The sequence below is a fragment of the Pseudomonadota bacterium genome (assembly GCA_039196715.1).
GTDB lineage: Bacteria > Pseudomonadota > Gammaproteobacteria > CALCKW01 > CALCKW01 > CALCKW01.
The window spans coordinates 1-10,535 of record JBCCUP010000114.1; the positions used below are offsets into that span (position 1 = coordinate 1).

A 10,535-nucleotide genomic window follows, 5' to 3' on the forward strand; every position below is an offset into this window, starting at 1 on the left:
GGGCCTCGCTGCAGACGGCGGCGGTGACGGTGGCGGTGACGGTGGCGGTGGCGGCGATGGCGGCGGTGATGGCGGCGGCGATGGCGATGGCGATGGCGGCGATGGCGATGGCGGCGGCGATGGCGGCGGCGGCGGCGGCGGTGGATCCACCACGGGCACCGTGGCTGTCGGCCAGACACTGGAGCACACCGTGGGTCTGCAGGCCTGGCACACCTACCGCATCACCGGCGCAGCGGCGGGCACCACGCTGGCGATCAACCTCGCTCAGTTGACCGCTGATGCAGACCTCTATGTCCGCAGCGGAGCCGAGCCGACCTTGCAGGCTTTCGATTGCCGCAGCTTTGCTGCCGGCACGCAGAGCGAACAGTGCACGGTCACGCAGGGCACAGGTCCCCTCTGGGTCGGCGTCTACGGCTTTGCCGCGAGCGATTTCGCGCTGTCGGTCACGTCGCGCAACAACACCCTCAGCATCGCCACGGGCACCCAGCAGACCGCGGCAATCCAACAAGGTGAGTGGCACTACTACAGCGTGCAGAACACCGCCGGCGTCGCGGCGGCGTCCATCAGCTTGAGCAACCTCAGCGCTGACATCGACCTCTACACCGATGCCAGCGGCTTTCCGAGCCTGACCAACTTCGACTGCCGCAGCTACCGAGGCGGTACGGCAGCCGAGGACTGCGTCGAGAGCCTGGTCGGCGGCACAACGGTGATCGGTGTCTACGGCTACCGGGCCGGCACCTACACCCTGGCCGTGGGCGCCACGCTGGCAACGCGCTCCAAGCTCGAGACCAAGCTTGAAAAGGGCGTGGACGCCAAAGCCGCCGACCTGAGTGGCGCGGTGATCCCCGCGGGAAGTGTGAGCGGCGGTGGCGGTGCCCTGGGCGCTCTGACTCTGCTCGGGCTCGCCGGCCTGCGCCGGCGGCGCGGGCGCGGCTGAGCAGCAAGGCACGGAAAACCGGACAGGCAGTCCTCAGCCGCTACACGCGGCCGTGCTGTGTCAACCGCTCCCGCAGTGTGGCCTCCGCCACCGGGTCGCCGGCGCACAGGGCAAACACCAGTGCCTGGGTCCAGAAGAAACACGCGCCATCGACCTCGCCGCGCGCAGCGTGGTACGCACCGATGGCCGCGTAAGCCGCGCTGACCGCGGTGTCGTCGCCCGTGGCAAGTGCGTCGGACAACGCAGACGCAAGTGCGCCTGTATCCGGCGTCACGCAGTCCGGTCAGCGTGGGCGAGGTAACGTCCGGCGACCCACTGGTGAAAGCAATGGGTCGCGTTGTCCATCACCGGCGAAAAGACGCCGCCGTCGAATCGGGGCCCAGCCCGTCCGCGCTGCATGCCTTCGCACACACCGATGTCTTCTTCGAAAACGGTTTTCCACATGGTGGTGTTGGTCTGTCGCAGGTCGGCCATATCAGGCCCGGCGCTGCGTTCGGACGCGTAGAAAATCTCTATGTGCTCGCGCGTCCGCGACTGCGAGATCGGTTCGAGCACGATCGCGAAGGTATGGTCACGGTGCACGCCGAGCATCACATTGGGGAACACCGTGATGTATTCGGCGCCGGCGGACCACATGGTGTCGAGGTCGTCGAAATCGTCAAACTGTCTGCCGTCTTCGCTCAAGGTCGGCCGGTACACACGTGTACCCTGCCCGGCGTAATGCCCTTGTGACAGGATGTTGTAGTGGTCTTCCAGGCGCGAATAGCTGTTCAGCGCCGGGTGAATCCACGGCAGGTGGTAGCTCTCGCAGTAGTTTTCGACCGCGAGCTTCCAGTTGGTGTTGACATCGAGTGTGAAGCTCGAGTCGGGCCCCGCGTGATACAACGGGCGGTCGAATTCGCGCCAGCGTGTCGTGAGATCACCGCAGTAGTCTTCGAACGGCGGCGCATCACCCGAGAGGTTGACGAAAACCACACCGAGCCAGACGGTCGTGCGAAACGCAATCAGCCCGGTGTCCTTCGGTGAGATGGCGTCGTGGGTGTTGTGCCCGGGTCCGCCCACGTGCGGCGTCGCCTTGAGACTGCCGTCGAGCGCATAGCACCAGGAGTGGTAAGGGCAGCGGATGACGCCTTTGAGGTGGGTCGGCTCGTCAACCAGCACCATACCCCGGTGTCGGCAGGTGTTCTGGAACACCCGCACCTGATTGTCACGGCCGCGCACCATCAGCAACGGTACGCCGAGGAACGTGATCGGCGTGGCGTCCCCGGCCCTGGGCACGTCTTTCTCGTAGCCGATTCCGGCCCAGCCGGTCGAGAACACCCCGTCCCGTTCGGCCAGGAGTGCGTCGGGATCCGTGTAACAGGGGTTTGGCAACCCGCGTGCGGATTCGATGTCACCCGTGGCCCGTTGAAGTTCTGATTGAATGGTCGCGAACACCGCAGCTTCCTCCGTCGGACGGATCAACACGGCACTGGAGCACAGTATATGCCGTTTGGACGGCGCGAGTGTGCGCTGCCATTGGCGCTTACCCTTGTCTGTCCCGGCCACTAAGATGGACCAACGCGACACCCCATGCATGCTTCGAACGGCCAGCCGGATCGGGATTTGCTGCACGAGACGCCTGACTGCCGAGATTATCGCCCGACCATGGTTCTGCCCCGATTCGCCCTCGCCGCCCTGCTCTCGCTCTGCACCGTCGGGTCGGCGTCCGCGAACGGCGCCGCGAGCTCGACCTTCTACCCGCGCACCGTCGTAAGTCAGCAGGGTGTGCCGACCACACTCGCACCCGAGCGTGAGCCGGTGGCCTTGAACGACCGCCGTGATTGGGTGTTCTCGGTCGAGGGACGCCAACCGGACGACGTCACGGCTGTGCGGCTCAGCCTGCCACGCGAAGGCATCAGCACCGACGTGAGCCCCCGCTTCGAGTCGGGTCACTGGGTGCTGCCGGACCTCGTCTTCGACGTGGTTGGCGTGTGGCTGGTGGACATCATGTTCACCACCACGGCGGGCGCCGACAGCGCGCAGTTTCGCCTGGCAATCGACACCGAGGCCTTTGTCGTCGCCGAGCGGCCATCACCTGCGCAGGTCGCCCTGATCAACGCCATGGCGCTGCCGCGCGACCCACCACCGCCGTTGACTGCGACGGCGCGGGCCGCCGCGACACTGGGCCAACAGCTGTTCTTCGACACCGGCTTGAGCCGCGACGGCCGTCAGTCGTGCGCGAGCTGCCATGCGCCTGGGCGCGCCTTCACTGACGGTCGGGCGCGCTCGCACCCGGACACGCGCAATGCCCCGGGCTTGATCGGGATCGCCGACAAGCGCTGGTTCAACCGCGATGGCAGCGCCGACTCACTCTGGTCACAGGCGCTGGGGCCGCTGGAGAACCGCGCCGAACTCGACCGCGACCGCGTGTCGTTGTTGCAATGGCTCGCCGCCCAGCCCCACCACGCCGAGCGCTACGCCGAGGTGGTCGGCGAGCCGCTGCCGAGTGCGATGCTCGAGGGCCTGCCGCCGGCAAGTCCGCGGCGCAGCGCGGCCGAACGCGCGGCCTGGGAGGCACTGCCCGCGGCGGTACGTACCACGGTGGACCGCCACTTCGCCGAGGTCGGCAAGCTGCTCGCGGCCTACCAACGGCAACTGCGGCCGCAGCCCACCCCCTTCGACCGCTACGCCTATGCGCTCGCGGACGGCGATACCGATGCCGACACACACCTCAGCGACGATGCCCAGCGCGGCCTGATGCTCTTCCTCGGCTCGCGCACCCACTGCCTCGACTGCCACCTCGGGCAGCACTTCCGCAACAACCAATTCCACAACATTGGCACTGCGCCGGTGCACACCGCCGGGGCCGACCCCGGCCGCAGCCGGGCGATCGAGTTGATCGGTCAAAACCCGTTCAACTGTGCCGGCACCGTCAGTGGCGACGCGACCGCGTGCACACACCTCGACGACATGTGGCGGGTCGAGGTGCCGTACCTGCTGACCGGGGCCTTTCTGACGCCGGGTCTGCGCGAGGTGGCCCGCACCGGGCCATGGTTTCACGATGGCAGCGCCACCAGCTTGATGGCGGTGATGGAACACTACCGCGCTCCGCCGCCGAGCCGAACCGGCCGCACCGAGCACGAGCTCTCGCCAATTGCGCTGACAGATGAGGAACTACGACAGATGGTCGCCTTTCTCGAGGCCCTGTCCACGGACGCCGAGGCCACCGAGTGGCACCGCGCCCCGGCTCAGCCGGAGTGATGCAACGCGGCGACGCCGGGCGCCAATGACGCCCACGGGTCCGGGACGTGCAACAGCGCCCAGCCGGCGGTCGCAAAGCCCGCCACGCGGGCGGTCACCAGGCTGTGCGCAAGCACCGAGACCCCCGGGTTGTGCGCCACCAGTGCCACCCGCGTGCACGTGGCGTCGAGCGCCTGCACCCGCGTGAGCAGACTGCCCGCGCTCGCGTCGTAGAGGTCGCGCTCCAGCACCAGCCGTTCCGCCGAGGTGCCGAGTGCCGCGGCCAGCAACCGGGCGGTCTCGGCCGTGCGCGTAGCGGCACTCGCGACAATGTCGATGTCGCCCCCGAGCAGCGGGGCGAGCACCGGACCGAGAGCCGCCATCTGTGCGCGGCCACGCGCACTGAGTGGCCGTTCGATGTCGGGTTGGCCGGGCTCGGCTGCAGACGCGTCGGCGTGACGCAGGATCAGCAGCTCGCGCATCACGCCAACTCCCCGGGACCAAGGTAGCGCTCGCGCAGGGCGCGCGCGCGGTCGCGCAACGCCGCCGCCTCTTCGAACTCCAGGTTGCGCGCGTGCTCGAGCATCTGCGTCTCGAGCTTGTCGATCTCGGCCACGGCTTGCGTTGGCGAGAGCTTGGGCTCGCTGGCTTGCCGTTTGCGGGCCGCCGCGGAGCGGCCGCCGCGCACGATGCCACCGAGCTCCATGATGTCGGTGACCCGCTTGCGCACGGTTTGCGGGTCGATGCCGTTGGCCTGGTTGAACTGTTGCTGCTTTTCGCGCCGCCGCTCGGTTTCGGCGATCGCACTCTGCATCGCGCCGGTGATCTTGTCGGCGTAGAGGATCGCGCGGCCCTCGACGTTGCGCGCGGCGCGGCCGATGGTCTGGATCAGCGAGCGCTCCGAGCGCAGGAAACCCTCCTTGTCCGCGTCGAGGATGGCCACCAGAGCCACTTCGGGCATGTCGAGGCCCTCGCGCAGCAGGTTGATGCCAACCAACACGTCGAACTCGCCAAGCCGCAGGTCGCGGATGATCTCAACCCGTTCGACGGTGTCGACGTCCGAGTGCAGGTAGCGCACCTTGACGCCGTGGTCGGCGAGGTAGTCGGTGAGGTCTTCGGCCATGCGCTTGGTCAGCGTGGTGACCAGCACCCGACTGTCCCGCTCGACCATCTTGCCGATTTCACTCAGCAGGTCGTCCACCTGTGTGCCGACCGGGCGGATCTCCACCGCCGGGTCAACCAGCCCTGTCGGTCGCACCACCTGCTCGGCCACCTGGTCGCTGCGGCGTTTTTCGTAGTCGCCGGGCGTCGCGGACACGAACACCGTCTGCGGCATCATCGCCTCGAACTCGTCGAATCGCAGCGGCCGGTTGTCGAGTGCCGACGGCAGCCGAAAGCCGTAGCTGACGAGGTTCTCCTTGCGCGAGCGGTCGCCCTTGTACATTGCACCGAGCTGCGGCACCGTCACGTGGCTCTCGTCGATGAACAGCATCGCATCGGGCGGCAGGTAGTCGAACAGGCACGGCGGCGGCTCGCCCGCGGCCCGGCCCGACAGGTAGCGTGAGTAGTTTTCGATACCGCTGCAGTAGCCGAGCTCGTGGATCATTTCGAGGTCGTAGCGGGTGCGCTGCTCAAGCCGTTGCGCTTCGACGAGTTTGTTCTGCTCGCGCAGCACCGCGAGGCGTTGACCAAGCTCCTCGCGAATGCTCTCCACTGCGTTCAACAACACCTCGCGCGGAGTGACGTAGTGGGTCTTGGGGTAAATCGTCAGTCGCGGCACCGTGCGCAGAATCTCGCCGGTCAAGGGGTCGAACCAGCGCAGCGACTCGATCTCGTCGTCAAAGAGCTCGACCCGCACGGCTTCGCCGTCGGACTCCGCTGGGTGGATGTCGATGATTTCGCCGCGCACACGGTAGCATCCGCGACCGAGTTCCATGTCGTTGCGCTTGTATTGCAACTCCGCGAGTCGACGCAACAACTGGCGCTGGTCGATCAGCGACCCGCGCGCCAGGTGCAGCACCATCTTGTGGTAGGACTGCGGGTCTCCCAGTCCGTAGATCGACGACACCGTCGCGACGATGATCGCGTCACGCCGCTCGAACAGCGACTTGGTGGCCGAGAGCCGCATCTGTTCGATGTGCTCGTTCACCGAGGCGTCCTTCTCGATGTAGAGATCGGACGCCGGCACGTAGGCCTCGGGCTGGTAGTAGTCGTAGTAGGAGACGAAGTACTCCACCGCGTTGTTCGGGAAGAACTCCTTCATCTCACCGTACAATTGCGCCGCCAACGTTTTGTTCGGCGCGAGCACCATGGCCGGCCGCTGGTGTTGCTGGATCAGATTGGCAATGGTGAAGGTCTTGCCAGAGCCGGTCACACCGAGCAAGGTCTGGTAGGCCAGCCCCCCGTCCAGGCCACCGCTCAAGGTCGAGATCGCAGTCGGCTGGTCGCCTGCCGGCGTCATCGACTGGCTGATCTGGAAGGCTCTGTCCATCGCGGGGCTCGGGTGTGCTGCGGTGCCCGGCAGAGTACACCGAACCGGATGCCAGCGCCCCCAGAGCGCAAGTTACTGCGCGCGAGGGACAGCCCAGGCCCAATCCGTACTGCCGACGGGCCGTTGAAAGGACCGAAACGTCAATTCGATAGGGTCCCGCAACGATGCCGACGTGAGGGGCTCCTTGAACGTCGTTAGCCGCCTCGCGCCTGCCGCGACCGTCACAGCTGACGCGTGTGGCCACTGCACCTGCTTGCGTCGCTCGGAATTAACCACAGCTCATAGGGGCAACGTACAGAGCGCGTAAGATCTCTCGCTGCCCACTGTAGAGCAGTGGATGGAACCGATGTGATGGCTCCTTACCCGTTCGGCATGTCATGACCACGTTGCGTCCCGTCGCCTCTGGCCTTTGGCGTAGATCAGCAAACAGACTCTGGGCTGGCAGAGCGTACCTGACGCGTCTGTTCGATTGAACCTACACTGTTTTTGGCAATCTTTTGTATTCGCACCCAATGAGGCATCAACTCTGTTCGACACCCCGCCCGACCTCGAACTACACCACGTTGATAACACCGTCGCTGTCGTTGTCGAGTCCGCGGCAGTTTTCGACGCGCACGCAGGGTCAAGGCACTTCCGTCTGTCTGAGTCCGCAAACACAAGTTTCGCAACCTACGGTGCGCTCGAACGAGGCTACGACACTGCAACCGACGTACAAGAAATTGAGAAACAGCTCGTGTCGATAGGTGTGCGTTTCGATTTTGTGTCGAGCAGCTCCGAGCGGGTGTTCTCACAACGGCCAGGCGTCGCTGGCGAAGTAAACCTGTTCAACGCCTCGTTCTCACCAGACAGCACACCTACGCTGATCGCCCAAACTCCTCAGATCGCTCTCGGTGACCGTGAGCGTATCGATAGCGAGGAACAAGAATCACCCTCACAGCGCCACATTCCACTTTTTGAGTCTACCAGCTCAGGTGCTTTGGCGCGTTACACCCCGACGGTGGCGGACTTACCGGCACGTGCGGGCGAAACTGCCGTATTCCCGCACCCAACACTCGACTACGAGATCAGGATTACGCGCGTCTCAACCTACGCCACTGCGATCGCGGCCTTTGGCTCCGAAGACGTCAACGTGACCAAGAACGAGTATGCGATGCATTCCCCGTGGGATGCGAGTGGTCACTACCTGATCACACACGGCGGGTCAATGGGTCGGCTCTTGTACGATGGTCGCGACTACAGCGTGATTCGCGCGCTGCGCGTCGGCGAAATGCGCGATTTTCAATGGTCACCGACACAGCCAGGAGTGGGCTACTACTTTGACCGCTCCCCCGCAGCCCTGATGGAATACAACGCCGCCACAGACAGCCACCGTACTGTGCTCGCAATGTCTGGACTGTCGATCAATCTCGATGCAGGCGGTACTGCAACGAACCTGAGTTTTACAGGCGGCTTTGCTTCCCCAATGGGTGGTGCAGGCTCTATCAGTGCCGATGGCGCCATGATCGCGTTTCGCGCTGACAGTGGCGCTGATGCCATAGTGATGGCGGTCGAATTGCCGGGAGGCAATGTGGCGCACGCTCTGCGCGTGGTCAATGGCGCCGGCCAACCCTCGAAGAGCAGGAGTGCGGCTCTTGACAGGGTTGGCGTTGCGCCTGACAAGTCTGGCGTTGCATTCAGTTTTAAACACGCTGGCCACAATGGCGCCGGTCCTTACGTCGGCGGTCCAGCAGTCAATACGCACCCCGGCGAGGGCGACTGGCGTTTCTACCCGTTCACGGATTTCCGTATCGCAAGCGACGACAGTTCAGTTTCGCTCAATCCCGAAGCTGACCACTCTGACATGGGCTTCGCCACTGACGGAACAGCGATCACCGTCGAGGACCGGGGCGAGTTTCACAACCTCAAAACAGGCCAAAAGATTGGCAACATCTGGACTCCAGCAATATACGCGAGCACAGGCACAGCCTACCCAGCTACCCACGTCGCGTTTCCTGACGATGGCGCCCCTTTTGTCATACTGAGCGGATACGCAAGTAGCACCATTTCAAACCCACCCATGCTGGCCTTCAAAGCTGAGGCAGGCGGTGATGTCGCCTGGCTGGGCAACGCCAACGTCTGCGACACCCACAACTACCACAACTCCGAGCCACACGCGGCGCTGCGCACCAATGTTGAATACGCTGACGGCATTGTTGGCTGGAAAGTGGCCTTTACGAGCGATAACAACGCCTGCGCTCACTCAGGAAACGGATACCGAAATGCCCAGGCTGCAGCATCTGGAGGCCTTTTCGTCGCCGAGATTTGGCGAACAAAACAGGATTGACCGACCGAACGTGCGTTGCACGGGGTCACCGACCCGCACACATGACGCAGTACCACTTCGTGTTGCAACTGACGTTCGTCGAGGCCGTAGATCAACAACACTGGCGAGACGACAATAGCACTCACCGCTTTATGGCGAATTCGCGGTAGTCCCCCTTGAGCCGCTTCGTGATGCCCACCGTCTGCTACTCGCGGTCGCGCCAGAAGCACCCGTGCTCTTCGGCAACCGGTGCGACCACGCAGCCCGACCTGTCGGTCTTGCCGCGCCCTTCTCGTAGGTCGTGGACTGGGCGTGGGCGTGGGCGTGCAGGTCGAAATGGGTTCGAACACAGGTTGCTTGCCAACTGAGGTAAACGTGTTGGTCGGTCGCCATCACCAGTTTGGTTTCCGCCCACTCGCCCGGTTGGCAGATGAACACGACCTTGTCGCGACACGCTTCCTGAGCGTGCGCGGAGACCAGGCACACACCGATCAGCGTCTCGAGCAGCGAGGTTCCTGGTCATCGCCGCACTCGAGCTTATCCTGTTCAGCCTCAACTGCGAGCTCTTGCTCGATTTCGCCCATCTCGGTCAGCTCAAGCACGCGCCCCGCAGCGCTCGAGTCGATGCCGTACTCAACGGGTCGGACCACGGCGACGAGAATCAGCGCTACACCAACAGAAGCGACCCACGCGGAATGGCGGAGACGCGTCGGACTTTGCAACGTGGTTGTATCAGGCATTTCAACGGTGAACACGGAGGCAAGCTCTCGACCGGGCTCAGTGGGGGTGGTCAAGGAGGTAGCCCGTGATGTGCTGTGCCATCACGGCAATACTGAGGACGATGATCACCGCATTCACGCCAATCGCTCGGCGTGGAACGCGATCGCTTCGATCCAGGCAACCCATCGCGATCAGGTTCACGCACAACGCCAGGACTTGACTGCCCTCGACCACGACGTTGCAGGCCAACAGCTTAGCCAACACACCTTTTTCAGAGATGCGGTACTTGAGGATCTTGGTGGCGAGTCCGGTGCCGTGGATGAGGCCAAAGACAAGAGTCGCCGCTTTGGCGTCGGGTTGGTGCCCAAACCAGGTCGTGAAGTCGCCGAGGTTGTTGAGTGCCTCGGAGATGACCGAGAACCCGATGATATCGGCGTTGACGCCCTAACCGAGCACACGCCGGCGAGCATGGTGATCGAGTGTCCCACGACAACGAGGCTGACGTAGATTGCAACTTTTCGAAGCGTTCAGAGAAAAAAGACGACCCCAAGCAAGAACATGATGTCGTAATACCAGGAGGCTAGGTGTTTGGCGCCGAGTTAGACAAAGGGAGAGGACGCGCACAACCCAGATTTCCTGGATGTAGCCGACGTCGCCCGGCGTGACGATGGGGGCAAAAACACTGCCGTGCGTGGGTAGCAGGGCAAACGCAATCAAGATAGCCGCAAGGTGTTTACCGTGATCAACCTCGGTTTGAGATTTCTGATGGTGTTGCATTCGCGCGCACAATTCTGGTGGACACACGCTCGGGTTTCTGGGGTCAGTTTGGTTCCCTGAATTCGCACCTGTGCGTCTCAATCGAC

The 10,535-nt window shown here is 64.0% G+C and carries 9 protein-coding genes; 3 read left to right on the top strand and 6 right to left on the bottom strand.

Features of this window, described 5'->3' with window-relative positions; translation table 11 throughout:
* The coding region (locus AAGA11_21660) for a PPC domain-containing protein (GenBank protein MEM9605480.1) at nucleotides 1-937 on the top strand (937 nt) is incomplete at its 5' end.
* A 40-nt stretch (nucleotides 938-977) separates the two neighbouring features.
* On the opposite strand, the gene AAGA11_21665 is transcribed toward AAGA11_21660, so the two are convergent.
* Together AAGA11_21665 and AAGA11_21670 are read right to left on the bottom strand one after the other, a co-directional pair.
* Entirely contained in the window at nucleotides 978-1,211 is a 234-nt protein-coding gene (locus AAGA11_21665) for a hypothetical protein (GenBank protein MEM9605481.1), read from the bottom strand.
* On the bottom strand, nucleotides 1,208-2,374 hold the full coding sequence (locus AAGA11_21670) for an aromatic ring-hydroxylating dioxygenase subunit alpha (protein ID MEM9605482.1): 1,167 nt from the start codon (nucleotides 2,372-2,374) through the stop codon (nucleotides 1,208-1,210). Before AAGA11_21670 ends, AAGA11_21665 begins: the two co-directional genes overlap by 4 nt.
* Before the next feature lie 210 nt (nucleotides 2,375-2,584).
* Here AAGA11_21670 and AAGA11_21675 point away from each other — a divergent pair, with 210 nt between their 5' ends.
* On the top strand, nucleotides 2,585-4,180 hold the full coding sequence (locus tag AAGA11_21675; protein MEM9605483.1) for a cytochrome c peroxidase: 1,596 nt from the start codon (nucleotides 2,585-2,587) through the stop codon (nucleotides 4,178-4,180).
* On the opposite strand, the gene AAGA11_21680 is transcribed toward AAGA11_21675, so the two are convergent.
* Nucleotides 4,168-4,641 carry a histidine phosphatase family protein gene (locus AAGA11_21680; protein MEM9605484.1) on the bottom strand — a complete coding sequence of 158 codons (474 nt, stop codon included), beginning with the start codon at nucleotides 4,639-4,641 and terminating at the stop codon, nucleotides 4,168-4,170. The genes AAGA11_21675 and AAGA11_21680 overlap by 13 nt on opposite strands.
* Complete coding sequence (gene uvrB, locus AAGA11_21685) at nucleotides 4,641-6,650, bottom strand: excinuclease ABC subunit UvrB (protein MEM9605485.1); 2,010 nt, start codon at nucleotides 6,648-6,650, stop codon at nucleotides 4,641-4,643. Before uvrB ends, AAGA11_21680 begins: the two co-directional genes overlap by 1 nt.
* Before the next feature lie 745 nt (nucleotides 6,651-7,395).
* Here uvrB and AAGA11_21690 point away from each other — a divergent pair.
* Nucleotides 7,396-8,973: a hypothetical protein gene (locus AAGA11_21690; GenBank protein ID MEM9605486.1), complete on the top strand. Its 1,578-nt coding sequence runs from the start codon at nucleotides 7,396-7,398 to the stop codon at nucleotides 8,971-8,973.
* Nucleotides 8,974-9,443: 470 nt separating this feature from the next.
* On the opposite strand, the gene AAGA11_21695 is transcribed toward AAGA11_21690, so the two are convergent.
* Nucleotides 9,444-9,707, bottom strand: coding sequence for a hypothetical protein (locus AAGA11_21695; protein MEM9605487.1), 264 nt, complete (start codon nucleotides 9,705-9,707; stop codon nucleotides 9,444-9,446).
* A gap of 22 nt (nucleotides 9,708-9,729) precedes the next feature.
* A complete protein-coding gene (locus AAGA11_21700) occupies nucleotides 9,730-10,101 on the bottom strand; it encodes a HupE/UreJ family protein (protein ID MEM9605488.1) in 372 nt (123 codons plus the stop codon).
* Nucleotides 10,102-10,535: the final 434 nt, after the last annotated feature.

Coding starts and splice junctions, on each gene's coding strand:
- uvrB (MEM9605485.1), bottom strand. CDS start 6,650: ATGGACAGAGCCTTCCAGATCAGCCAGTCGATGACGCCGGCAGGCGAC.
- AAGA11_21680 (MEM9605484.1), bottom strand. CDS start 4,641: ATGCGCGAGCTGCTGATCCTGCGTCACGCCGACGCGTCTGCAGCCGAG.
- AAGA11_21675 (MEM9605483.1), top strand. CDS start 2,585: ATGGTTCTGCCCCGATTCGCCCTCGCCGCCCTGCTCTCGCTCTGCACC.